Below are 26,336 nucleotides of genomic sequence, written 5' to 3' on the forward strand. Positions count from 1 at the left end.
TATGAGGTGTCTTATGAAAAAGTTTACAGAAGATCATGAGTGGATCGCCGTTGACGACGGTATCGGTACGATCGGCATCACCGATTATGCCCAGGATGCGTTAGGAGACATTGTGTTTATTGAATTGCCGGAAGTTGGCCGCGTGCTGGCTGTCGGTGATGAAGCGGCTACCATTGAATCGGTCAAGGCCGCTGGCGATGTGAAGAATCCGGTTGCCGGCGAAGTCGTCGAAGTCAACCAGAAGCTGGTGGATGAACCGAGCCTGCTCAATTCTTCCCCGGAAGCCGACGGCTGGGTTTATAAGGTCAAACTCGCCAATCCGTCCGAGTTGGACAGCCTGATGGATGAGGCCGCCTACCGCGATTTTGCGAAGTAACGTAATGTCTTTTACCAGCGCCGCGTCCAGTGGCGCTTTGTTTTCTTAATTTTCAGTGAGGGATTGTCATGTCCGCTTTCGCGCCTTTTGTCGCCCGCCATATCGGGCCTTCTCCTGCCGAGCAGGAAAAAATGTTGAAGTTACTGGGGTTTTCCAGTCTGGATGCGTTTATTGATGAGGTCGTGCCCTCAGATATTCGCCGCAAAGACGGGATGGCGAAGCTGCCCGCCCCGCTCAACGAGGCGGACGCGTTGGCTGCACTGCGCAAGCTTGCCGACAAGAACAAGGTTTTCCGCTCGCTCATTGGTCAGGGTTATTACGGCACGGTCGTGCCACCGGTGATTCTGCGCAACGTGCTGGAAAACCCGGGCTGGTACACCTCCTACACGCCGTATCAGCCGGAAATCTCGCAAGGCCGCCTGGAAGCGCTGCTCAATTTCCAGACGATGGTCTGCGACTTGACGGCGATGGACATTGCCAACGCCTCACTGCTGGATGAAGCGACCGCCGCTGCCGAAGCGATGGCGCTGGCGCACCGGCAGAGCAAGGCAAAATCGAACGTCTTCCTTGTCGATCAGCGCGTGCACCCGCAGACGATTGACGTCCTCCTCACCCGCGCCGGCTACCAGGGCATTGAAATCTCCGTCCTGGATTGCAGCGGCGAGCTGCCGGACGACTACTTCGGCATCCTCGTGCAATATCCGGACACACACGGTCACGTCGCCGATTACCGCGAACTGGTGGAAAAAGTGCACGGCAAAGACGCTGTCGTCGTCGTTGCCACCGACCTCCTGGCATTGACCATCCTCACCCCGCCCGGCGAATGGGGCGCCGACATCGTCGTCGGCAACAGCCAGCGCTTTGGAGTGCCGCTCGGCTTTGGCGGCCCGCATGCCGCCTTCATGTCCACCCGCGACAGCTTCAAGCGCTCCATGCCGGGCCGTCTCGTCGGCATCTCGCAGGACAGCCACGGCAAACCCGCTTATCGCCTCGCCCTGCAAACCCGCGAACAGCACATCCGCCGCGAAAAAGCGACCAGCAACCTTTGCACCGCACAAGCGCTGCTGGCCATCATGTCGGGCCTCTACGCCGCCTGGCACGGTGCGGAAGGCCTGCGCGACATCGGCGTGCGCGTGCACCAGCTCACCACGCAACTGGCCCTCTCGCTGGAAAAACACCACTTCAAATTCACCTACGAACACTTCTTCGACACCTTGCATATTGATGTCGGCTCGCGTGCGGACACCATCATGCAGCGCGCACTGGAAGCGGGTTACAACCTGCGCCGCATAGACGCCAACTGCATCGGCATCTCGCTGGACGAACAAAGCACCGAGGCCGAAGTCAAACTGCTCATTGCCATCTTCAGCGGCCGCACCGACGACGACATCAAGCTGGAAAAGCCGCAGGCGATGTTGCCCGCCTTTGCCGTGCGCCGCAGCACCTACCTCACCCACCCCGTCTTCAAACAATACCGCAGCGAAACCGCGATGATGCGCTACCTGCGCAAACTGAGCGACTGGGATCTGGCGCTTGACCGCACCATGATCCCGCTCGGTTCCTGCACCATGAAACTGAACGCGGCGAGCGAAATGATGCCCGTCACCTGGACGCAATTCACCGACATCCACCCGTTTGCCCCGCTGGATCAGTCTGAAGGCTACCGGGAAATGTTCGGCCAGCTCGAAGCCATGCTCTGCGAAGTGACCGGTTACGACGCCGCCTCGCTGCAACCGAACTCCGGCGCCTCGGGTGAATACGCCGGCCTGCTCACTATCCGCGCCTACCATGACAGCCGGGGCGACAGCCACCGCGACATCTGCCTCATCCCGCAGTCCGCGCACGGCACCAACCCCGCCTCCGCCGCCATGGCCGGCATGCAGGTCGTCGTTGTCGCCTGTGACGAAGACGGCGACATCGACATCGCCGACCTGCTCGCCAAAGCCGAAGAACACAAAGACCGCCTCGCCGCCGTGATGGTCACCTACCCCTCCACCCACGGCATCTTCGAGCGCAACATCCGCGAACTCTGCGCCATCATCCACGGCTACGGCGGCCAGGTCTATCTGGACGGCGCGAACCTGAACGCGCAAGTCGGCCTCGCTGCGCCCGGCCACTACGGCTCGGATGTCTCCCACCTCAACCTGCACAAAACCTTCGCCATCCCGCACGGTGGCGGCGGCCCCGGCGTCGGCCCCATCGTCGTCAAAGAACACCTGAAACCCTTCCTGCCCGGACACAGCGTCGTCCCGCTCGAACACCGCGGCGGCATGACTGTCAGCGCCGCGCCGTGGGGCAGCGCATTGGTGAACGTCATCCCATGGATGTACATCCGCATGATGGGCGCAAAAGGCCTCGAACAGGCAAGCGCCGTCGCCATACTGAATGCCAACTACATCGCCGCCCGCCTGAAAGGCACCTATGAAGTGCTGTACAGCGATGCAGGCGGCCACGTTGCCCACGAATGCATCATCGACGTGCGCCCGTTCAAGGACAGCGCCGGCATCAGCGTGGACGACTTCGCCAAGCGCCTGATGGACTACGGCTTCCACGCGCCGACCATGAGCTTCCCCGTCCCCGGCACCCTGATGGTTGAGCCGACCGAAAGCGAAGACCTCGGCGAACTCGACCGCTTCTGCGACGCCATGCTGGCCATCCGCGAAGAAATCCGCCGCGTCGAAAACGGCGAATGGACACACGAAGACAACCCGCTGGTCAACGCGCCGCACACCATGGCCGACCTCACCGGCGACTGGAACCACTGCTACGACCGCAAGACAGCGGTGTATCCGGTCGAAGGCATGAACCCGTCGAAATACATGACGCCGGTGAACCGCGTGGACAACGTCTATGGCGACCGCCACCTCATCTGCACCTGCCCGTCGCCGCTGGATTACCAATAAGCGCCGCCGTGCAGCAACCACAACAAAGCCCGTCACCAGACGGGCTTTTTCATTGCAGCTTGCCGGGCCCAGCATTGACGCTGCTTGACGGGCTCAGTAATGACGCTGCTTGACGGGCCTAGTAATGACGCCGCTTGGCGGGCCCGGCACATGCCGCCTGTTGATTGCCCAATATTGAATCCCGCACAAAAAATCCCTTCCCCCGCTTGCGGGGGAAGGTGCCCGAAGGGCGGAAGGGGGGGGATGAAAACCCCGTGCTTATCCCGCTTGGCGGAACCAGCAATGACGCCGCTTGGCGGGACCAGTGTTTATCCCGCTTGAGGCGAGCCCGGATTCACCCGCCGGGTCGCGGAAGTCGCATTATTGCCGTTCAAGGCGGAAATCTTCGTCCGGCAGTTCCGGGGCGATTTTTTCGCCGTCGGGTTGGCGCAATTCGAGATAGCCGTTGCCGATGTAGAAGGTGAGTCTGTCCGTCTGGTTGTCGAGTTGCAGGTATTGTTTGTCGGTGGTGGTGCGGTACACGCCGCTGGTTTCTTCGCTGTCTTCATCCAGTCCGAGGCGGATGCGGGTGAGGGTGTAGTTGCCATCGGCAAGGGTCAGTTCGGTTTGCAGTCCCTCGCAGACGGCGCAGGGCAGAATGCCGCTGTATGTACCGGCATAGTCTTCGGCAGCATGGGCGGCGGCTGCAGCAAAGAGGGCAAGGGCAAGGATGGGTTTTGTCATGGTTTTTCCGGTTTTCTGGCAGGATCTTATGCTGCCGCCCAATCTTCTGTTTGTAGGAGGCCGTCCGGTATACGCGCGAAGATGTGATCATGTGTCACCAGTACGGCCTTTGCCGCAACGGCATGAGCGGCAATCATCATGTCCAGCGCGCTCAGGGTGATGCCGTTTGCCGTGCAGTGGGCGCGCAGCCCGCTATATGTTGGCGCAACCTGCATATCCCACGGCAGGATTTCCACGCGCATCAGAAATTCTTGTACTACGCGCAGCAAGGCCGGCGGATTGCCTTTGCGTGCCACGCCGTACAGCAACTCGCCCTGGGTAACAGCAGAAACAGCAAGGCGGGTTTCCGCTGGCAGCGCGGTCAGGTGCTAACGCACGGTTGGCGGCTGCTCTTTGATGAGGTAGCTGACAGTGTTGGTATCAAGCATGTACAGCATCAGAACAGATCCTTGTCGTCGGCAGGACGCGTGTCGCGGTCGTTCATGAAGTCTTCCGCTATTTGGGCAGCGTCGGCCAGGGCAAAGTATTCCTGCCAATCCGGCAGTTTGGCGGAAAGGATGATGTCGCCGGTCAATGGGTCGCGGCGGATATAGATTTCTTCGCTGTTGAACCGGTAGGCGGGCGGCAGACGCAGTATCTGTTCCTGGCCGCTGGTGGTGAGTTTGGCTGTGGTTGGCATGGTTGTTCCTCTTTTGTCTGCATTATGGTCTGTCCGCTGCCGCCTGCGGCCGTGCCGCCGCGTTGTCTTGCAGGCTGCCGCCGAGGGCGAGGTGCAGGGTCACGCTGCGCGTGAGTTGCTGGTAGCGGTTGGCAAGCAGGGCTTCTTCGACGCCTCTGGTGGCGTCTTCTTTTTCCAGCACGTCTTGCAGGCTGGCCGCGCCCGCCTGGTAGCGTATGCGGGTGAGGACTTCGATGTCTTTGGCTTGTGCCAGGCGTTCTTGCAGGTTTTGTGCTTCTTTCTGGCTTTGCGCGAGGTTCAGGATGGCGTTTTGTGTTTCGCCGAGGGCGCGGTAGAGGGTCTGGCGGAAGCTGGCAAGGCTTTGCTGGTAAGCGGTTTCGGCTTCGCGGCGCGCGATGTCTTTTTTGTGGTAGTTCAGAAACGGCAGGGTGATGTTGGCACTCAGTGCGGCGACGGGGTTTTGCAGGATTTGCAGGATGCGGTCGGCGCCGGTTGTCAGGTTCGCGCCAAGGTTGAGGTCGGGGTAGTAGTCGCGTTCGGCGATTTGGATGTTGCCGATGTTTTGTTGCAGGCGGTATTGGGCAGCACGCAGGTCGGGGCGTTGTGCCAGCAGGTGAGCGGGGATGGCGGTATCAACTGGCGGGATGGTGAGGCGGCTGAGGCTGGGTTCTTGGGTGATGACGCGCTTCAATGGCTGGCCGCTGAGGCTGGCAAGGGTGGTTTCGGCCTGCTGGCGCTGGTTTTCGAGGGTGTTGCGGGTGTTTTCGAGGTTGGTGCGGTTTTGTTCGGCCTGGCGCAGTTCGAGGTGTGAGGCGCTGCCCGCGTTCATTTTGGCCCGGGTGAGGCGCAGGGTTTCGGCAGCGTTTTTCTGGTAGGCGGCATTCAGGACGAGTTGGTCGTTGGTGTAGGCGATTTGCAGGTATTGGTTGGTGATGTCGCCGATGAGGCTGAGGCGGGTGGCAAGCAGGTCTTCGGCGCTGGCCTCTGTTTCCCAGTGTGCGTTGTTTTCGGCGAGGCGCAGTTTGCCCCACAGGTCGGTCTGGTAGTTGATGCCGAGGCCGGTATTGTAGTTTTGTTTGGTGCTGCCGCCTTTGCTGAGGTTGCGGTTGGCACCCGCGCCGAGACTGCCGTTGTATTCTGGGCCCCGGTTCGCGCCGGCGTTTTCCAGCGCCAGGCGGCTTTTTTGCCAGGCGTAGCCGGCGGCGGCGAGGTTCTGGTTGTGGGCGAGGCTGTGGCGGATGAGCTGGTCAAGGGCGGGGTCACCGTAGTCGCGCCACCATTCGGCCTGGCCGTTTTTGTTGTCGGCATGGGCGAACATCCATTGTTGCGGGATGGCGCCGGCCTCAATGTCTTGTTGCAGGTCGGGGGCGTGGGTGATGGCGCAGCCGCTGAGGATGAGGGCAAGGATGAGGGGTTTGCTGTTGTTCATGTGTTGTCCTTTGTGTTCGTGTCATTCGCGGCTGAGGGCTTCGACGGGGTCAAGGCGGGCGGCGTTGCGCGCGGGCAGGTAGCCGAAGAGGATACCGATGGTGCTGGAACAGATGACGGCGGCAATGACGGAGCTGGTTGAGTAGATGAGGTGGATTTCCGCGCCGCTCTGGTTGAATACCCAGCCGATGCCGTAGGCCAGCGCGATGCCGAGTGCGCCGCCGAGCAGGCACAGCATCAGCGCTTCGATGAGGAATTGCATGAGGATGTCGCCCTGGCGCGCGCCGACGGCCATGCGGATGCCGATTTCCTGGGTGCGTTCGGTGACGGAGACGAGCATGATGTTCATCACGCCGATGCCGCCGACGACGAGGGCGATAGCCGCGATGGCCGAGATGAGCAGGGTGAATACCTGGGTGCTGCCGGTGATGGCTTTGCGCAGGCTGTCACTGTTGAAGAGCGAGAAGTCCTGGCTGCCGTGGCGGCGGGTGAGGATGCGGGTGATGGCGTCTTCAGCGGCAACGGGGTCGGCGTCGTCGCTGATGCGCAGGGTGATGCCGGAGACGTTGTTACGCCCCAGCAGGCGGTTCATCGCCGAGGTGTAGGGCATGTAGAGGTTGATGCTGTTGCTGCCGCCGAAGCGGTTTTGTTTTTCGGTGTCGGCGATGCCAACGATGCGCACGGGAACGTTGTTGAGCAGCAGGGTCTGGCCGATGGCGTTCGCGTAGTTGTCGGCTTCGCTGCTGTTGTAGAGGGTTTCCGCCCCTTTTTTGTCGAGGATGGCAAGGGCGGCGTAGTCATTGATGTCGCGCGCGCTGAAAGCCCGCCCCGCCGTGATGGGGATGTTCTGCACCTGGAAGTATTGTTCGCCGACACCGGTCAGGTTGCCGGTGTAGTCTTTGTTGCCGTGGCGGATGGTCGGGCTGGCGTTGACGGTCGGGGTGGCGCTGTCAATGAAGCTCTGCTGCGCGAGGATGTCGGCGTCCGCCGGCACGAGGGTGCGGATACGCGCAGCGCGGCGGTCGCCGAAGCGGCCGGGGAAGATTTCGATGGTGCTGGAGCCGAGGTCGCTGATTTGGTCAAGGACTTGTTGTTGTGCCCCCTGGCCAAGGGCGACAACGCTGACAACGGAGGCGATACCGATGATGATGCCGAGCATGGTGAGAAACGCGCGCAGTTTGTGGCCGAGGATGGCGCGCCATGCCATGTGGATGGCTGAGGTGAAGCGTCCGGCCGCGCCGAAGGCGGTTTTTCTGCCAGTAGGGACGGTATCTGTCTTGCCAGCTTCTGCGGTATCACCCTGCTGGCGGTGGTCGGCGATGATTTTTCCGTCCTTGATTTCGATGATGCGGTCAGCGTGTCCGGCGATGTGGCGGTCATGGGTAACGAGGATGATGGTGTGGCCTTCGGCGTGCAGCTCGCCAAGTATCTTCATCACTTCTTCGCCGCTATGGCTGTCGAGCGCGCCGGTGGGTTCGTCGGCGAAGATGATTTGTCCGCCGTTCATGAGCGCACGGGCGATGGAGACGCGCTGTTGCTGGCCGCCGGAGAGTTGGCCGGGTTTGTGTTCGGTGCGTTCGCCGAGGCCGAGGCGGGTCAGGAGGGCTTTGGCGCGTTTTTCCCGCGCTTCACCGTCTGTGCCGGCGTAGATGGCGGGGATGGCGACGTTTTCCCAGGCTTTGAGGTCGGCCAGGAGGTGGTAGCGCTGGAAGATGAAGCCGATATATTCGCGTCTGAGTGCGGCGCGTTCCTGCGGGCTGAGATCGGTGGCGTTTTTGCCGTTGATGTAATATTCGCCGGCGCTGGGGCGGTCAAGGCAGCCGAGGATGTTCATCAGGGTGGATTTGCCTGACCCCGACTGACCGATGATGGCGACCATTTCCCCCGCTTCGATTTCCAGGTTGAGATCGTTGAGGATGGTCACTTCCCCTTCCCCGCTCTTGAAGCGGCGGTAGAGGTTTTTGATGCGGATGAGTGGTTCTGCCATTAGAACGGGCCTCCCGGTCCCATCGGAATGCTGCCTTCGCCGCTGCCTGAGCTGATCACGACTTCTTCCCCGACTTGCAGCCCTTCTTTCACTTCGGTGTTGACGCCGTCGTTGATACCGAGTTTCACCACGCGCGGCTGCGGTTTGCCGCCAACCATCACCTGCACTTCGTCCTCACCCTGGGCGTTGGTTTGCAGTGCGGTCATCGGGATGGTGATGACATCTTTCGCTTCTTCCACGGAAATGACCATGTTTGCGGTCATGCCGATGCGCAGCTTGCCGTCGGGATTGGGCACATCCATCTTGCCGTAGTAATAGACGGCGGTCTCGCTGCTGCCACTGCTGCTGTTGCTGGCCGTGTTTTTCGAGGTGGCGAGCGGGGCAGGGTCGATACTCTTCAACTTGCCCTCGTAGCGGGTCTTGTCGCTGCCGAGCAGGGTGAAATAGGCATTCATGCCGGGTTTCAGCTCGCCGACATCGGCTTCGGCGATTTCCGCTTCAACCGTCATTGTCTTCGTCTGGGCGATAGTCGCCAGCGTCGGGCTGTCCTGCACCGCGTTCACCGTCTGTCCCTTCTCGACCGCGACCGAAATCACCACGCCGTCCATCGGCGCCGTCACATTCGTATAACCGAGGCGCAGCCCGGCATTATCCAGTTCCAACTGGTTACGGCGGATGTCCGCCTTCGCCTGCTCAACGCTGCTCTGCGCCGCTTTCAACGTCGCCTGCGCCGTATCCAGCGTTTCCTGCGCCGCCGCGCCCTTCTTCACCAGCGACTGCTGGCGGTTGAAATTCTGCTGCGCCTCACGCAACTTCGCCTGCGCCGAGGTCAGCGCGGCCTTGCTGGAGGCGAGCGAAGCGGCGGCGCTGTCGCGCGTGTTCTGCTGCGTGCTGGCATCAATCTCCGCAACCGGATCGCCCTGCTTCAGCTGATCGCCAATCTGCACATAAAGCGCGCTGATCTCGCCGGACACCTGTGCGCCGACCTTGACTGATTTCAGCGGCTGCAACGAACCGCTGGCCAGCACCGTGTGGGCAATATCGCCTTTTGCGACCGGCGCGGTGATGTACTTGATGCCGCCGTCATCATCGGCGGGCTTGCGGCTCGCCTGCCAATACCAAAATCCACCCGCGCCCAACACGAGCAGGAAGAACAAAAACTTCAAAGAAACGCGACCGAATTGCTGACGCAGCATAATGACCCCTTTGTAAAGTCCATTAGAAAGCACGGATTGTAGCGGAAAGCCTCAAAACGAAAATTAGCGGATAATTAGAAAGCGCCATGTGCGGCGTAAACTTGCCCAGTATTAACCAGACCACAGGAAAACCTTCATGAAACGCACCCTCCTCACCCTCGCCCTCGCTGCTACCCTGCCCGCCGCCCAGGGCGCAGGCCGTCTCACCATCTATTGCAGCATGCAGAACGAAGTCTGCGAAAAAGCCGCCAAACGCTTTGCCGAAGAAAACGGCGTGGAAACCCGGTTCATCCGGCAAAGTACCGGCACCATCCTCGGCAAAATCAAAAGCGAAAAAGACAACCCGCAGGCGGACGTGTGGTACGGCGGCACCGTTGAGCCGCATCTGCAGGCGGCCGACGAAGACCTGCTTGACCTGAGCGTCACCTCGCCTGGGCAAGCGGACATCCTGCCACAGTTCCGGAAACTCGCCGAACAACCGCACGGACGCCATCTCTCCCTCATCTACCTCATGCCCTTCGGCATCGGCGTCAATACCAAAAAACTGGCCGAACTCGGCATCACCCCGCCCAAATGCTTCGCCGACCTGAAAGACCCCAAATACAAACACCTCATCCAGTACGCCGATCCGCGTACCACCGGCACCGGCTACACCACCCTCGCTACCCTCATCACCCTGTGGGGTGAAGAAGAGGCCTTTGCCTACCTCAAAGCCCTGCGCCCGAACATCGCCGAATACGTCAAAAGCGGGCTTGCGACCAAAAACCTCGCGACAGGCGAAGTTGCGGTGGACATCGGCTTCCTGCACAACTACATGCACGAAAAAGAACAAGGCGCGCCGGTTGAAGGCATCCTCCCCTGCGAAGGCGTGGGCTACGGCCTGGGCGCGGTAAGCATCATCAAAGGTGCGCGTAACCGTGACAACGCGGTGAAATTCGTGGACTGGGCACTCGGCGTTGAAGCGCAGGAACTCGCCTGGCGCGAAACAAACTACTACCAATTGCCGACCAACCGCCACGCCAAAGCTCCGCCGCAAATGAACCCTGCCGCCGAACTGCAACTGATTGATATTGACTTCATCGACCGTTTTGGCGCGGCCAAAGAAGGCAAACGCCTCACCGACAAATGGCAGCGGGAAGTGAAAGACGGGGAATAAAACAGCCGCCAAGCGGCGTAATTACCGAATTCTTGCGTAGTTCGCGTAGAGACCATTCGGGGTTTGTTATGGACGGACAAGGCGGATTACATCTACGTCTCGTGTCTGTAAGCGACCGGGGTGGGCTCAGCTCCGCCTTATCCGGCCCCGTCGTGGCAACCCTTTGACGGGGCCTCTCTTTACCTGTATTTGCTTATAACAAGGGCGGGCTTCAGCCCGCCGCAACAACTGCTTCATCATGAGGCTGAATCCCATCTATCCGCGAAACCCGGCCATCACGCCGCCTGACGGACGTAGGGCGGGCTTCAGCCCGCCGCAACAACAGCTTCATCTTCATCATGAGGTTGAAGCCCATCATACGCGAAACCCGGCCATCACGCCGCTTGACGGGCGTAGGGCGGGTTTCAGCCCGCCGCAACAACTGCTTCATCTTCATCATGAGGTTGAATCCCATCTATACGCGAAACCCGGCCATTACGCCGCTTAACGGGCGTAGGGCGGGCTTTAGCCCGCCGCAACAGCTGCTTCATCTTCATCATGAGGTTGAATCCCATCTATACGCGAAACCCGGCTATCACGCCGTTTGACGGGCGTAGGGCGGGCTTCAACCCGCCGCAACAACTGCTTCATCTTCATCATGAGGCTGAATCCCATCTATACGCGAAACCCGGCCATCACACCGCTTGCCGGGCGTAGGGCGGGCTTTAGCCCGCCGCAACAACTGCTTCATCTTCATCATGAGGTTGAATCCCATCTATACGCGAAACCCGGCCATCACACCGCTTGCCGGACGTAGGGCGGGCTTCAGCCCGCCGCAACAACTGCTTCATCTTCATCATGAGGCTGAATCCCATCTATACGCGAAACCCGGCCATCACACCGCCTGACGGACATAGGGCGGGCTTCAGCCCGCCGCAACAACTGCTTCATCTTCATCATGAGGTTGAATCCCATCTATACGCGAAACCCGGCCATCACGCCGCCTGACGGACGTAGGGCGGGCTTCAGCCCGCCACAACAACTGCTTCATCTTCATCATGATAGGCTGAAACCCATCATGTGCGAACCCCGGCCACTACGCCGCTTGCCGGACGTAGGGCGGGCTTCAGCCCGCCGCAACAACTGCTTCATCTTCATCATGAGGCTGAATCCCATCTATACGCGAAACCCAGCCATCACGCCGCCTGACGGACGTAGGGCGGGCTTCAGCCCGCCGCAACAACTACTTCATCTTCATCATGAGGTTGAATCCCATCTATACGCGAAACCCGGCCATCCGCCGCTTGCCGGACGTAGGGCGGGCTTCAGCCCGCCGCAACAACTGCTTCATCATGAGGTTGAATCCCATCTATACGCGAAACCCGGCCATCACACCGCTTGCCGGACGTAGGGCGGGCTTCAGCCCGCCGCAACAACTGCTTCATCTTCATCATGAGGCTGAATCCCATCGTACGCGAAACCCGACCATCACGCCGCCTGACGGACGTAGGGCGGGCTTCAGCCCGCCGCAACAACTGCTTCATCTTCATCATGAGGCTGAATCCCATCGTACGCGAAACCCGACCATCACGCCGCCTGACGGACGTAGGGCGGGCTTTAGCCCGCCGCAACAACAGCTTCATCTTCATCATGAGGTTGAAGCCCATCTATCCGCGAACCCCGGCCACTACGCCGCCTGACGGACGTAGGGCGGGCTTCAGCCCGCCGGGCAGATGCCATCTGCCGACACCATTCCAAGCGCGCATGCCCCCCATTCTGGCGAAAAACGCAATTGCCGCACCCGAATGGCCTCGGCCTGTATCCGTCATGCGACAGCAAAAAGCCGGATACAACAAAAGCTACCCTGCTGAAAAACAACAAAACCCACCGCCTTGCCAGACGACACGTCTCAAAAAAACTACAAAAACCCCATCGGAAAACTTGCAAAGCAAAAACGCTTTCGCTAATATGCTCGCCAGCCAAGTTGTGGCTATGGAAAATTTTCTTTCAACTCAAGTTCAAGAAGGTACATCCTGTATGAAACTGACTAATCTCTCTCTCGCTATCTTGGTAGCAGTAGGCGTTGCCGCTTGCGGTGGCAGCGATGACAACAACAGCAACCGTCCGATGGATCCGAAAGCCCCGTCAAATCCGCGTAACAACAATAACAATAAGAACAACCAGGCCGATAGCAAACAGACTGTTGACCCGACCGGTACCAACGTTGTGGATAACAAAGACCTGACCAAAGTCTCTACCGTCGGTACCCTGCAATATGTCCGTCGTGAAGGTTCCCAGTACGACCGCGCCAACAACCCGAGCAAAGCAGCTTCGGCTTCTCCGCTCCTGGGTGTAACCCTGAATAACCAAAACCCGAGCCTAACCAACATTGTCCTTGCCCGTCAGGAACTGACCCGCGCCGATGGCCAGCCGGTAAAAGCACAATTTGCCGGTAGCAGTAACCCGAACCCGCTGAAGTCTAACGGCGAATTCCAACAAGGCGATTTGGGCAGCGTCAGCTTGCAAGAAGAAAACTTCAAGAACGTTGACGTACTGGCCGGTATGTACCAAGCACGCGATGGCGTTACTGCTGTTGGATCGCCAGATGAAGGAAAAGCAGGCAAGCAAGTTACCAATAACGTAGATGCAAACGGCGCAATTAATACTCGTCCCTTAACAGATGGTAAGAAAGTTTTTAATGCGGTAGTAACAACTACTGGTTCACCTGCAGGGGATAATTATCCACGGAAATTTTCAGATCTAACATCACCAATTAAACCTGATGACATAAGTAATATCGCAGCCGGTGATAAAGATAAAGCCTACAACATGAGCCCAAGAGAGTGGTCTACCTTGAATAGTCCTTTGGATAAATATAAAGGTCCGGGCGTGTACTCTACTGACGGAAAAGAAGGCTATACCGCAATTATTGATCCGGCGACGTGGAAAAAAGCTATAGCAGAAAAGACGCTGGAAAGTGGCGTCAACACGAAAGATGGTAAAGGTCAAGATATCTACTATTACAGAGGTATAACACAAGCAGCAAATAAAGACGGAAATAAACTTGAGCCGATAAGAAAAACAGTAACGGCAAAATTTGCCCACACTCACCAAAACGGCAGCCGTTATGGTAAAGGTTTGGTTTGGTGGAGTACCCCGGAAACCGCGTTCGAAAACGAATTTACCCGTCGCGGTACTGACAGAATAGCAACTAACGATCTAGATGATGCTAACAAACTGCTCGGTAAAGATAATGCCGGTATAACAGAATTGAAAGGCGATAGCCGCGCAGCAACCAACGGTTTGGTTCGTATCGGTGGCGGTCTGTCAACCCTGGGCGAGGAAACCAAATTTAACTCGGCAACCGGCAAGTGGGAAGACCACCACAATACCACGACCCGTATCTTTGGTCGTTATCACTTGGCCTATTCCAAAGATAACACCACCAAGCAAGTATCGCTGAACAGCTACTCCGGTGCGAGAACTTTCGTTGCCGAATACGATGCTAAAAATGAAAACCGCGCGACCCAATACAGCCTGGGTGCGAAGCCGATGACCCTGACCCGCGTCCAGTATGGCCGTGTCAGCAACAACCTTGACCTGGATGCCGGACAAACCGGATATCGGGATAACTTTATGCGCAGCGACTTTGTTCGCAAGAACAATGACGGTGGTGTAGATAACTACTTCTACCGTGGTGTTGATGCGACCTCTATTGAACAAATGGCTGCATTGCCGAGCAACCAAAGTGCTGTTTATCATGGCCACGCCCTCATGTACGGTATTGACAACAGCTTCCACGGCAGCACCGGCAACAAAGGCCGCGATCTGCCGAACGCCTTTGCCCCTGCCGGCAGCACCGCGAAAGGTATCGGTTTGGGTAACTTCGTCGAAGCCCGTGTTAACTTTGGCACCAAGCGGGTTACCGGTGAAGTCTATAACACCTGGTTGCTTGACCCGACCAAGAACGTAACGACCAAAGACAAATTGGTTCAATTCCAGGGTAAAATTACCGGTAACACCGTGGTTGGTTCTGCTGACCGTGCGTACCTCGCTGGTGATGACAATGCAACCTTCAAGGCCTCCTTCTTCGGTGATAAAGCCCAAGAAATGGGTGGTTCCTTCAACAGCGTCAAAGATACCGATAGATACAGCGACGCTTACGGCACTAACGACTGGGGTGGTGTATTCGGTGCAACCCGTGGCGAAACCAACACCTTCCAAGGTGATGACGGTAAAAACGTATACACCGACTAATCGCCAAAATATATCAAGCCATTCTTACAGCTTGATTGTTACCCAGAAAAACGGCTACGCAAGTAGCCGTTTTTTTATACATGAATGCGGCACGCGGAGAAACCCATGGGTGCTACCGCGAAAACGCCCTTTCCTATAGTCAAACATCTAAAAAATCGGTGGCCTGAAATGTATGCTGCTTAGAATTCGAGCAGGTCTGACAGATTCTCCCAACAGTGAAAACAAAGGAAATTCTCCTTCATATTTATCTTTCTGCACTATTGACAGATTTGCCGAGCATACTTTTTAGAACACCACCAAAAATCGTAACGGCGTTGCATCGCCTGACTGGACCCCATAAAAATCGCTACGCGATTCCTATGGGAACTCGTCGTACTAACTGTACCGTCTGCGGCGACGTGTCTTGCTACGTTCTTTTATCTATTCAACTATAACTTCCCCCGCGCGGAATAAACTTCGCGCAGGCCGGTGTTTACACCGCTTGGCGGGCGTAGAACGGACTTCAGCCCGCCGCGACAACACTGCTTCATCTTCATCATGAGGCTGAAGCCCATCATGCGCGAAGCCCAGCAATCACGCCGCTTGGCGGGCGTAGGGCGGGCTTCGGCCCTCCGCAACAACACAGCTTCATCTTCATCATGAGGCTGAAGCCCATCATGCGCGAAATCCAGCGATCACGCCGCTTGACGGGCGTAGGGCGGGCTTCAGCCCGCCGCAACAACACAGCTTCATCTTCATCATGAGGCTGAAGCCCATCATGCGCGAAGCCCAGCAATCACGCCGCTTGGCGGGCGCAGGGCAGACTCCAGCCCGCCGCAACGATATTGCATCATCTTCATCATGAGGCTGAAGCCCATCATGCGCGAAGCCCAGCAATCACACCGCTTGACAGGCGCAGGGCAGACTCCAGCCCGCCGCAACAACACAGCTTCATCTTCATCATGAGGCTGAAGCCCATCATGCGCGAAGCCCAGCAATCACACCGCTTGACGGGCGTAGGGCGGGCTTCAGCCCGCCGCAACAACACAGCTTCATCTTCATCATGAAGCTGAAGCCCATCATGCGCGAAACCCAGCGATCACGCCGCTTGACGGGCGTAGGGCGGGCTTTAGCCCGCCGAACCCAGCCATCACCGCCGACGGGCACAGGGCGGGCTTCAGCCCGCCGTAACAACACTACTTCATCTTCATCATGAGGCTGAAGCCTATCATGCGCGAAACCCAGCAATCACGCCGCTTGGCGGGCGTAGGGCGGGCTTCAGCCCGCCGCAACAACACAGCTTCATCTTCATCATGAGGCTGAAGCCCATCATGCGCGAAGCCCAGCAATCACACCGCTTGACGGGCGCAGGGCAGACTCCAGCCCGCCGCAACAACACTGCTTCATCTCATCATGAAGCTGAATCCCATCATGCGCGAACCCCAGTAATCACGCCGCTTGCTGGGCGTAGGGCGGGCTTTAGCCCGCCGAACCCAGCCATCACCGCCGACGGGCACAGGGCGGACTTCAGCCCGTCGCAACAACACAGCTTCATCTTCATCATGAAGCTGAAGCCTATCATGCGCGAAGCCCAGCGATCACGCTGCTTGGCGGGCGCAGGGCAGACTCCAGCCCGCCGCAACAACACTGCTTCATCTTCATCATGAGGCTGAAGTCCATCATGCGCGAAGCCCAGCAATCACACCGCTTGACGGGCGCAGGGCAGACTTCGGCCCTCCGCAACAACACTGCTTCATCTTCATCATGAGGCTGAAGCCTATCATGCGCGAAACCCTGCAATCACACCGCTTGGCGGGCGCAGAGCAAGCTCCAGCCCGCCGCAACAACACTGCTTCATCTTCATCATTAAGCTGAGGCCCATCATGCGCGAAACCCAGTAATCACGCCGCCTGGCGGGCGTAGGGCGGGCTTCAGCCCGCCGCAACAACACTGCTTCATCTTCATCATGAGGCTGAAGCCCATCATGCGCGAAGCCCAGCAATCACACCGCTTAGCGGACGTAGGGCGGGCTTCAGCCCGCCGAACCCAGCCATCACCGCCTGACGGGCACAGGGCGGGCTTCAGCCCGCCGCAACAACTGCTTCATCTTCATCATGATAGGCTGAAACCCATCATGTGCGAACTCCGGCCACTACGCCGCTTGACGGACGTAGGGCGGGCTTCAGCCCGCCGCAACAACACGGCTTCATCTTCATCATGAGGCTGAAGCCTATCATGCGCGAAACCCAGTAATCACGCCGCTTAGCGGACGTAGGGCGGGCTTCAGCCCGCCGAACCCAGCCATCACCGCCTGACGGGCACAGGGCGGGCTTCGGCCCGCCGCAACAACACAGCTTCATCTTCATCATGAAGCTGAAGCCCATCATGCGCGAAGCCCAGCAATCACACCGCTTGACGGGCGCAGGACGGGCTTCAGCCCGCCGCAACAACACAGCTTCATCTTCATCATGAGGCTGAAGCCTATCATGCGCAAAACCCTGCAATCACACCGCTTGGCGAGCGTAGTGTCTATACCGCTTGGTCATAGGTATCTACCCATCTCGATAGTTGCAAAATGGCTGAAAAAACAGAGAGAACTCCCCCCACCCGCTTGCGGGACTGGAGCAGCTCGCGCAGCGAGAAAGAGGCAGGGGTAAGGGCGTTCATCCGCAGGATGAATCTCATCAAGCGGGATAGACAGGTGTTTTTTGTCCTCCTCCGTCGCATCGCGACACCTACCGGGTACCCATGAAAAAATGTGAGCATTTCTTCATGGGTACCCCGCCCTCCCGCAGGTGGGAGAAGGGATGGTTAGTTGTCTTCTAAAAAATTTCCTCTTGTTGCGAGATGGGTAGATACCCATGGACAAGCCCCAAACACCTTCCCCCGCTTGCGGGGGAAGGTGCCCGAAGGGCGGAAGGGGGGATGATTACTGGGTTTCGCGCATGATGGGCTTCAGCCTCATGATAGAGATGAAGCAGTTGTTGCGGCGGGCTGAAGCCCGCCCTACGCCCGCCAAACGGCGTGATTACTGGGTTTCGCGCATGATGGGCTTCAGCCTATCATGATGAAGATGAAGCAGTGTTGTTGCGGCGGGCTGAAGCCTGCCACTCCCGCCAAGCGGCGTGATTGCAGGGTTTCGCGCATGATAGGCTTCAGCCTACCATGACAAAGATAAAGCAGTTGTTGCGGCAGGCTGAAGCCCGCCCTACGCCTGCCAAGCTGCGTGATTACTGAGTTTCGTACATGATGGGCTTCAGCCTCATGATGAAGATGAAGCAGTTGTTGCGGCGGGCTGAAGCCCGCCCTACGCCCGCCAAGCGGCGTGGTTGCTGGGTTTCGCGCATGATGGGCTTCAGCCTCATGATGAGATGAAGCAGTTGTTGCGGCGGGCTAAAGCCCGCCCTACGCCCGCCAAGCGGCGTGACTACTGGGTTTCGCGCATGATGGGATTCAGCCTCATGATGAAGATGAAGCTGTGTTGTTGCGGCGGGCTGAAGCCCGCCCTACGCCCGCCAAGCGGCGTGATTGCAGGGTTTAGCGCATGATGGGCTTCAGCCTATCATGACGAAGATGAAGCTGTGTTGTTGCGGCGGGCTGAAGCCTGCCCTACTCCCGCCAAGCGGCGTGGTTGCTGGGTTTCGCACATGATGGGCTTCAGCCTATCATGACGAAGATGAAGCTGTGTTGCGGCGGGCTGAAGCCCGCCCTACGCCCGCCAAGCGGTGTGATTACTGGGCTTCGCGCATGCTGGGCCTCAGCCTATAGAGATGAAGTAGTTGTTGCGGCGGGCTGAAGCCCGCCCTACGCCCGCCAAGCGGTGTGATTACTGGGCTTCGCGCATGCTGGGCTTCAGCCTCATGATGAAGATGAAGCAGTTGTTGCGGCGGACTGAAGCCCGCCCTACGCCCGCCAAGCGGCGTGACTACTGGATTTTGCGCATGATGGGCTTCAGCCTCATGATGAAGATGAAGCAGTTGTTGCGGCGGGCTGAAGCCCGCCCTACGCCCGTCAAGCGGCGTAAACACTGGGCCCACCAAGTGGCCGCTGGGGGCGTTTTTTGTCGTGTACGAAGTCGAAGGATAAAAATACGGGGTAAAAACTCCGCCTTCCCCAACCACCGGTCACAGGGCAACTGGCTTACCAGCGCGCTGCTAGTAGGCAGTTCCTTTTCCTGAAAGCTCACTCAATCACGTTACTGCACTCTGCGCATAAAATTATCGCCTGGGGCTTCTGCTGCAGCTAACTGCGCCGGTAGCTTTCCGTCGGCGCCGCCATGCCTGATCCGAGTGTTCGTGGTTGTGCCGCAAGTGGTACGTCTTTGCACTCCAAGCAGATCGGCAACGTTATATGGTTCTCCAGGACGCGGGGTTATCGTTGGTTGACACGGATAAAGTGTCCGGTCCATACGCCTTGGGCGGGGAGAACATTGGAACAAACCGCAATAGCAATAAACCCCGACAATCGCGCCGCCGGATAAAGCGTCAGGACACAGATCCTTGCCGGGCAGCAGATTTTCAGGGTTTATTATCTTTGGCAGAGCGGTGGGTTTTTGTTCAGATTCCCGCCTCTGCCGTTTTTGTTTTGATAAATCCGGCCACGCAAGCCGAATGTCCAGAGCCCCCTAGAAGGTCTTGGTGAAGTCCATATAGATTTTGCTGGCGTCGTAGCTATAGAAGCGGTTATTGCTGTCAATTTTGCTGTACGAGAAGACGAGGCGCGGGGTGATGCCGAAGAAGTGGATGCCACGGTGCCAAACGGACAGGTTGGCGTTGTATTCTTTGTCTTCGCGGTCAATGTTGAAGAAATCCACGCCTTTGGAGTAACGCTTGCCGTAGCTGCCCATCAGGCGGGTGGAGACGCCTTTGCCCCATTCCTGTCCCCAGCCAAGACGGGTGTTGAAGCGGTCATAGGCATCGCTGGCGCTGCGTGCGCCTTTGTGGCTGAGGTCAAGCCCGGCGAACCAGTATTGTTTTTGGTTGGGTGTGTACGTCAGGGTGTTACTCAGGCTGATGCGCTTACCGTCCAGGTAGTCATAGGTTCTGACGTATTTGTCGTAGCTGAATTCGGCGTTGGTGTTCAGGCGCCATTTGGGGTTTATCCAGTAGGAGTTGGAGGCGCTCAAGCCGGCGCTGTTGGAATACGCATGCAGTTTGTTGTCGCCGTTGCTGCCGCGTCCGTAGAGGCGTTTTTGCACGAACGGGGTGATTTCGAGGTCAATTTTGTTGTTGCGGAAGCCGCCGCCGGCTGCCACGCGTGTGGTCACATCGTTATAGTTTCTTTTGTGGAAGTAGTAGGAGCCGCTCAGCGAGCCGTGCAATGAGGCGTAGTAGTTGTCGGTAATGGACCATTTTTTGTCTGCATCCAGGTTATAGCTGATACCGTTGGCCTTTTCCTGATCGCGATTGCTCTCGAGGGAACGGCCATTACTGAGGCGGAAGCGGGTGCCTTTCGGGGCGACGTTGTTGACGTTGTTGTCGTGAATGTAGCTCAGGCTGCCGCTGAACGACCAGGAATCACGGCGGTCGATGGCGGCGATGAATTCATCCAGGGTTTTGCGGTCGGCTTCGGAAACATCGCCACTGCGCAGTTTTTGCAGTTGCTCTTTGGCGGCGAGGAGTTCGTTGTTGCGGTAGAGCGCAAGGGCCGTTTGGAAGCGCAACATGCGGTTATCCGGCAGGTTGGCGATAAGTTTGCGGTAAAGGGTAACAGCTTCGGCGGTGCGGCCCTCGTTCATGGCGATGATGGCATTACCCCAGTCAATGAGGGAATCATCACGGCGGCCGGCATCCACTTTAGCGTACAGCGGCAGTAGTACCTTCAGGCCTTCGACTTCGTTGAGACGGATAGCCTCAACCAGGAGTTTTTCCAGTTGTTCCGGGTTGTTGACGAGTTCTTCGGGAGTGTAAACGACATCTTCTTTGGCAGCCTGGGCATCACTCGGCAGGGTGGTGGGGGCGGCGGGTTTGACAGCAGGCACTTGTGGCAGCCGTACATTCTTGCCGACATCATCCTCGGACAGGCGCTCGTTGCCCCGGTCAATATCTACCGGGAGGGCGCGCGATGGCGGAGGCGCGTTTTGGGCAACAGCAGGCATAGCGGCGAAAAGGATGCCGGAAGCGAGTGTGAGTTGCAGGGTTATAGTGGTTTTTGTGGTCATCTTGAGATTCCTGTGTTGGCGATGAAAGCGCGGCATTATGTTTCAATTCATAGGGCTGCACAAGGGCGCCACGCGTGCGCGGCCTGCTGTTCGTATCGTGGCAATCAGGCCGTGGGAAAGTGGTCTTCGTGACAAGAGCGGCAAAATCGGGGCAAAGCCGGAACATAGACAAAACACCTAAAACATGACAAAGGCGTTATAATCATATGGCTGAATGTTCATGTAAAACTCTTTTAATTATATAAGAGGAGGGAGTCCGGGATTGGCAGCGTATGCCGCCAAAACAGGGCAATACAAAATAACGGACAGCGCACGCGCCGCTTGCCGGCGTTCAAACCGGAGCCCGCGCCATTGCGGGACAAACCTAATCAAATGGAAGAACATAATGAAACTAAACAACCTGACTATTGCCGTCCTCATCGCACTCGGCACCGCCGCCTGCGGTGGCAGTGGTGATGCCGCCAAACCACCCCACGTTGACCCGCAGCCGAAGCCGGCCCCGCAGCCGGATAACGGCAAGAACCAGCCGGGCCGCGATGACAAAGCCCTGGTTGACCCGACCAATACCCACGTGGTGGATAACCGCGACCTCAGCAAAGAAAGCACCGTCGGCGGGCTGCAATACATCCGCCGCGATGGCTCAGGATACGACCGCGCCAACAACCCCGAAAAAATGGCATCCGCCACCCCGCTGCTCGGCGTTTCCCTGAACCGACAGAACCCGAAACTGACCAACATCGTCCTCGCCCGCCGGGACCTTGACTATCACGATGGCCGGGCCGTCCGCGCCCAATTTGCCGGCGGCACCGATGTTGAGCCGCTAACCGCTGCAGGCAAGCCGCGTGAAGACGATAGCTTGCAGGTAGAAAACTTCAAAAACGTGGATGTCCTCGCCGGGGCATTCAAGCAGGTTGGCTCGGCGGTATTCAGTGATCCGAATAACCGCCTTAACGGCACCACCCATAACATTGATACCCATATCCAGAACAACACCGATAAAGACGGCGAATTTACCCGCGAACGGGTCACCCACGTCTATACCCCGCGTTACGAATACCGCCAGCCCTATGTGGATTATCCCCACGCTAAAAAGAGGGAGGATATTGACAAAGAACACACGGAAAACCGGATCGGTCCGGAAGGCACAAGCTTCACCACCGCGCCACCACCGCCGATTTTTAATAACCCGGAAAAACGACCGGAAGACAGGGTTACTTCCATTAACGATCTAGAAAAAAAACTGAAAGGCGATCTTCTATGGGCAACTCGCAACGTGAACGACAATTCCCGCTGGATCACCAATATCGGCACCCGCACTACCTATGCAAGTGGGGAGATCTATAACGACCAAGACCGTTACGGTAATTTCCCGGCAACCGGTTCCCCCAATCCAGCTGCCGATAATCACTATGATGACAGCCCTACCGCCGGAGACGGTCATTTCCCGGCAACTTCATGGCGCAACAACCTGACGCAACTTCCGGACAGAACACCCAACAACGACATCAACCACTGGTCATACAAATATAACGGCGGCAATATCGCCGATGATACCGGTAATATTGACGACACTGCGCGCAAATATAACCGGGTGGACTGGAACGGTAGCAGTGCAAACGACTCCAAAGATCCCGATCATTGGGGCGCTTACGCCGGTACGCAACGGGGTGATAAACGTATTGATGCCGGCGGCATCACCCCGCAGGACGCGGAGCCAGATTACAGGCGGGCTTATCCCAACGGTGCTTACCCCAAACATCCAAAAACGTTGTTTGCCTATCCGAACAGACCTTATGACGAAGCAAACAACAATGCCATTGATACCAGGAAAAGGGGCAGCGCAGATACCAACCCGATGGATCACGAACATATCTATCTGGAACGCGAGGAATATACCGCCATCCGTCAAATAAAAGGCATTCGCCCGCTGGTGAATCCCGTCCCGAATGAATGGGATTGGACGCTGAAGCAGGTGTGGGGGGTTACCTACAATATAGATGTGCAGAAGAGGAAACAGGTGTGGGTGCAGAATGGTCCAAATCCTGGAGATGGTTACTATAGGTGGGAAAATGATGGTGCTTCTCGCACGGTTAAAGAAGGGACGCCACTGTCTGAAGAGGTTAAACCACCTGTCGAAGATAATGCGCATACCACTATCACTGCAAACGGAACCGTGTCAAACCTCAACAATAGGACGTTAACTGACGGTACGGTATGTGACGGCGGGGCAATCTTATGCACGATCCGTCCAGGTGGCGAAGGCGAAGAGAAGAGCTGGGTCAAGCACCTGATCAGCGCCGAATGGATTAAGCCCATCAACACCGGCGGCGGAGTGCGCGGCGAATTCCGTGGCCCGCCCTACATCGGCTGGAAAGAAGATGACCGCGTCGTCCGTTTTGCCGATAACCGCATCTGGAAACCGGGTACCCCCGGCTACAAGCCCGAATATGAAAATAAATACGGCGCCAACCTCATTTGGTGGAGCACCCAGGACAGCGCCTTTGAAAACTGGGCAACCAGTGAAGGCTGGAACCCGCGCGCCCGTCGTGTCGATATCAATACCGAGAATTGCCCCGGCGGTGACAAATGCGGCGAGGGTAAAGAAGACCTGGTCTGGGGTAAAGACACATTCCCACGCGGCGTTAACGCCCGCGACCGCGATGTGGAAATCCAGCCGACCGGCGACATCACCAACGGCCTGATCCGTATCGGTGGCTACGGCAATCATGGCGAAGGCCAGCCGTCGGCAGGGAATGGGGCGCTGCAAATGAAAACCCTCGGCGAAGAGCTGACGTTTGACGGCGCCCGCTGGAACGATCACCACAAGACCACGACCCGCATCTTCGGCCACTACCACCTTGCCTACGCCGACCAGGACGACCGCTCCGTCAAGGCGATGAGCATGAACAGCTATTCGGGCGCACGCTCGTTTGTCTCCAAAGTGGAAGGCACATTGGCAACGCCCACAGCGCAAGGCTACCGTGCGGATCTGGACAGCAAGCCGACCCAATACAGCCTCGGCGCGAAACCGATCACCCTGAAAAAAGTGCAATATGGCCGGGTAACCACCAATCTCGACCTCACCGCGAGTGGTACCAAACTCCTGCCGAACGGCTTCCTGCGTGCACCGTTTGAGAAGAAAGGCACCGGCGACAGCGTTGATAACTACTTCTTCCGTGGTGTGGATGAAACCACCATTGAGCAAATGAATGCTCTGCCGTCCAACCAGGTCGCGCGCTACGAAGGCCACGCGCTGATGTACGGCATTGACAACAGCTTCCACGGCATCCGCACCAATCGCAGTCAAAAAGACCTGCCGAACGCCTTCGACGGTACCGGCGGCCAGAACGCGACCGCTCACACCCTTGGTTTGGGTAACTTCGTTGAAGCAGAGGTGAACTTCGGTACCAAGAAAGTGACCGGCGATGTCTATAACGCCTGGCTGGAGCAACTGGACAAACCCGGCGTGTATAAAGACAAACTCGTCACCTTCAGCGGGAATGTAATCGGCAACACCGTCATCGGCACCGCCGACCGCACCTATGCCCCCGGCAACGATGAGGCAGACTTCCGCGCCGCCTTCTACGGCAGCCAGGCGGATGAAATGGGCGGCAGCTTCAACTCCGTGAAAGCCACCAATAAATACGGCTCTGCTTACGAAGTGGGCGATTGGGGCGGCGTATTCGGCGCCACCAAAGTCGGCACCAACACCTTCCAGGGTGATGATGGCGGCCAAAGCTACGGCGGAGGCAGTGCCCCGGCACAAACTCCCAACGTCGCCGACCGTTACGCACCGTAACGCGACACCGTCGTGGATCCGCAAAACAGCCGCCTCCGGGCGGCTGTTTTTATGGACGCTTTAGAAACGTGTTCATAGTTTTCGTAGCAGGACTCCCAAGAAAGCCAAAACGACCATTTGCAGACCGGTACTCAGCTTACACCCGCAGTTTTTCCAAAGCCGCCTGTTCTTTTCCAGCCAGGAAAAACTGCGCCCTACTACCCACCGCTTCGGTAATACCGCAAAACGGTGCAATTCGTTTCGTTTGGCAATCCCTACCTCCGCACCCATCAACCCCTGTACCGACAAAGCAAATGCCTTACCCGTGTAACCACCGTCCGCAAGGATTTTTTGTACCGCGCCAAGCTTATCCCTGTCACGTTCCAATGCCGGCAGGCAGCCTTTTCTATTGGTTTAACGGTGCTTCTCAGCCATGCGCGCAATATGCGCCCTTGTTTGTCGTCTTTACGCTCCATCCGCAACACACCGCGCTCCAGTTCCATTGTGCTGATGGCGCTGGTATAGAGCGCGCCGGAATCAGTTTTGCTTAACCATTTTTCCACATTGGTATTGATGCGTTCGGGACGGCGTGTTTCGCTGATGATATGGGTATCCAACAAATACACGTTCATTCCTCGAAGTCCACGGGGCGGCGTTGCGCCTTGCTGCGCGGCGGGATTTCGAGTTCGATATCGTTCAGTGCCGCTGCCAGTTCCGGCGGTGGCGTCAGCGCTTCCAGTGCGGTTTTCTCTGTACTGCGGTGCGGCGGGATATCAAGCTTACTTTCGAGGCCGCGCAAGACGTCGGCGATGGTGTGTCGCTCACCACTGATACGTTGATATTCGTCGTAGCGCATCAGAACTTGCGGTGGTTGTCCGGCGCGGGTGATGTTGTCTGCTGCCTGTTGCGCGGCATCGGGGTTGTTGTGCGGTGATGGTGTGCATACTGCTCTCCTGAAATGTTTTGTATGCCCTCAGGCCTTGACCCAGGCGCGGAAACTTGTCGGGTTGCGCGAACTGAGGATGACTTTGCCGTTGCCGCTGAATTTGAGTACTACCGCTTCGCCGCTCGTCACGCTGTTGACGAGGTTGCCGATGAGGCCGCGACTGTTGCCGGTGGTTACCGAGATTTCGTAGTGCAGGCGGCTGTCCCAGGCGACGACGTGGCCGTTGTCGATGATGACCGGGTTGTCCGCCGTGACATCCAGGGTGAAAAGGGTGCCGAAGCCGTTGACCACCAGTTGCCCTTCGCCCGCCGTCTGGCCGATGAGGAAGCCACCGGTGCCGGCAAAGAGCGCCGAGCCGATGTTCTGCATCCGTGCGGTGAGGGAGACACCGCTGGTCGCGGCGAGATAGGCGCCATCGTTCAGGTTGTACTGGGTTTTGCCGATGTCGAGGATTTCCAGGTCGCCCGGCATGAGCGGGGCGAGCAGGCAGTCGCCGTCGCCACGTTCGGCGCGGATATGCTGCTGGAAGAAACTTTCGCCGTTGGCGAGGCGACGCACCAGCGCGCTCATGAAGCCGCCCTGCATTTTGCCGCGCAGTTCGAGGGTGTTGTCCATCATGACCATGGCGTCGCTTTCGCAGTAGATTTCTTCGCCACGGCGCAGGTGGACGTGCAGGAAAGGGTCTTGTTCTCCGGTGGGGGTAAAAATAGGCATGGGGGTTCCTTATGGATAAGCGGGTTTCCCGCCCGGTGGCGGATCTAGGCGGGATTGTACCGAATGGGCGGCAAG

The 26,336-nt window shown here is 57.8% G+C and carries 15 protein-coding genes and 2 pseudogenes; 5 read left to right on the forward strand and 12 right to left on the reverse strand.

Annotated elements, in window-relative coordinates:
* Positions 1–13 precede the first annotated feature (13 nt).
* Both gcvH and gcvP read left to right on the forward strand, forming a co-directional pair.
* On the forward strand, positions 14–376 hold the full coding sequence (gcvH, locus tag DY250_RS11860) for a glycine cleavage system protein GcvH (RefSeq protein WP_115612462.1): 363 nt from the start codon (positions 14–16) through the stop codon (positions 374–376).
* A gap of 68 nt (positions 377–444) precedes the next feature.
* Positions 445–3,279 carry an aminomethyl-transferring glycine dehydrogenase gene (gcvP, locus tag DY250_RS11865; protein ID WP_115612463.1) on the forward strand — a complete coding sequence of 945 codons (2,835 nt, stop codon included), beginning with the start codon at positions 445–447 and terminating at the stop codon, positions 3,277–3,279.
* A 360-nt stretch (positions 3,280–3,639) separates the two neighbouring features.
* Here the strand turns inward: gcvP and DY250_RS11875 are convergent, their stop codons facing one another.
* The 6 genes from DY250_RS11875 to DY250_RS11900 all read right to left on the reverse strand — a co-directional run bounded on the left by DY250_RS11875 (position 3,640) and on the right by DY250_RS11900 (position 9,292).
* Positions 3,640–4,002: a copper resistance protein NlpE N-terminal domain-containing protein gene (locus DY250_RS11875; RefSeq protein WP_115612465.1), complete on the reverse strand. Its 363-nt coding sequence runs from the start codon at positions 4,000–4,002 to the stop codon at positions 3,640–3,642.
* A gap of 26 nt (positions 4,003–4,028) precedes the next feature.
* A complete protein-coding gene (locus tag DY250_RS11880; protein WP_245951125.1) occupies positions 4,029–4,298 on the reverse strand; it encodes a PIN domain-containing protein in 270 nt (89 codons plus the stop codon).
* A 140-nt stretch (positions 4,299–4,438) separates the two neighbouring features.
* Positions 4,439–4,681 (reverse strand): antitoxin, encoded by a 243-nt coding sequence (locus tag DY250_RS11885; RefSeq protein WP_115612466.1) that lies wholly within the window; start codon positions 4,679–4,681, stop codon positions 4,439–4,441.
* A 22-nt stretch (positions 4,682–4,703) separates the two neighbouring features.
* Positions 4,704–6,110, reverse strand: coding sequence for an efflux transporter outer membrane subunit (locus DY250_RS11890; protein WP_115612467.1), 1,407 nt, complete (start codon positions 6,108–6,110; stop codon positions 4,704–4,706).
* A 21-nt stretch (positions 6,111–6,131) separates the two neighbouring features.
* Positions 6,132–8,096, reverse strand: a complete 1,965-nt coding sequence (locus DY250_RS11895; RefSeq protein WP_115612468.1) for a MacB family efflux pump subunit — start codon at positions 8,094–8,096, stop codon at positions 6,132–6,134.
* Positions 8,096–9,292: an efflux RND transporter periplasmic adaptor subunit gene (locus tag DY250_RS11900; RefSeq protein ID WP_115612469.1), complete on the reverse strand. Its 1,197-nt coding sequence runs from the start codon at positions 9,290–9,292 to the stop codon at positions 8,096–8,098. The genes DY250_RS11895 and DY250_RS11900 overlap by 1 nt, the downstream gene beginning before the upstream one ends.
* 136 nt (positions 9,293–9,428) lie before the next feature.
* Between DY250_RS11900 and DY250_RS11905 the strand changes: the two genes are divergently transcribed.
* On the forward strand, positions 9,429–10,448 hold the full coding sequence (locus tag DY250_RS11905) for an ABC transporter substrate-binding protein (protein ID WP_115612470.1): 1,020 nt from the start codon (positions 9,429–9,431) through the stop codon (positions 10,446–10,448).
* 211 nt (positions 10,449–10,659) lie between these two features.
* On the opposite strand, the gene DY250_RS11910 is transcribed toward DY250_RS11905, so the two are convergent.
* Positions 10,660–10,902 carry a hypothetical protein gene (locus DY250_RS11910; RefSeq protein ID WP_115612471.1) on the reverse strand — a complete coding sequence of 81 codons (243 nt, stop codon included), beginning with the start codon at positions 10,900–10,902 and terminating at the stop codon, positions 10,660–10,662.
* Positions 10,903–12,191: 1,289 nt separating this feature from the next.
* Between DY250_RS11910 and DY250_RS11920 the strand changes: the two genes are divergently transcribed.
* Positions 12,192–14,684: a transferrin-binding protein-like solute binding protein gene (locus DY250_RS11920; protein WP_147293519.1), complete on the forward strand. Its 2,493-nt coding sequence runs from the start codon at positions 12,192–12,194 to the stop codon at positions 14,682–14,684.
* A gap of 4,603 nt (positions 14,685–19,287) precedes the next feature.
* Here DY250_RS11920 and DY250_RS11930 read toward each other — a convergent pair.
* Positions 19,288–20,823 carry a surface lipoprotein assembly modifier gene (locus DY250_RS11930; protein WP_245951126.1) on the reverse strand — a complete coding sequence of 512 codons (1,536 nt, stop codon included), beginning with the start codon at positions 20,821–20,823 and terminating at the stop codon, positions 19,288–19,290.
* A 385-nt stretch (positions 20,824–21,208) separates the two neighbouring features.
* Here DY250_RS11930 and DY250_RS11935 point away from each other — a divergent pair, with 385 nt between their 5' ends.
* A complete protein-coding gene (locus DY250_RS11935) occupies positions 21,209–24,622 on the forward strand; it encodes a transferrin-binding protein-like solute binding protein (RefSeq protein ID WP_115612476.1) in 3,414 nt (1,137 codons plus the stop codon).
* A 72-nt stretch (positions 24,623–24,694) separates the two neighbouring features.
* Here DY250_RS11935 and DY250_RS11940 read toward each other — a convergent pair.
* The 4 genes and pseudogenes from DY250_RS11940 to DY250_RS11950 form a co-directional block, all read right to left on the reverse strand.
* Positions 24,695–25,015 (reverse strand): annotated as a pseudogene (locus tag DY250_RS11940) (transposase family protein); the annotation flags it as partial.
* Positions 25,016–25,035: 20 nt separating this feature from the next.
* Positions 25,036–25,233 (reverse strand): annotated as a pseudogene (locus DY250_RS15165) (PIN domain-containing protein); the annotation flags it as partial.
* On the reverse strand, positions 25,230–25,457 hold the full coding sequence (locus DY250_RS11945; protein ID WP_115612478.1) for a hypothetical protein: 228 nt from the start codon (positions 25,455–25,457) through the stop codon (positions 25,230–25,232). The pseudogene DY250_RS15165 and the gene DY250_RS11945, both read right to left, overlap by 4 nt.
* 117 nt (positions 25,458–25,574) lie before the next feature.
* The gene (locus DY250_RS11950) at positions 25,575–26,261 is read right to left on the reverse strand and encodes a TIGR00266 family protein (RefSeq protein ID WP_115612479.1); all 687 of its coding nucleotides are present in this window, start codon (positions 26,259–26,261) and stop codon (positions 25,575–25,577) included.
* Positions 26,262–26,336 lie beyond the last annotated feature (75 nt).

This window comes from Cardiobacterium valvarum (genome assembly GCF_900460955.1).
Classification (GTDB): Bacteria; Pseudomonadota; Gammaproteobacteria; order Cardiobacteriales; family Cardiobacteriaceae; genus Cardiobacterium; species Cardiobacterium valvarum.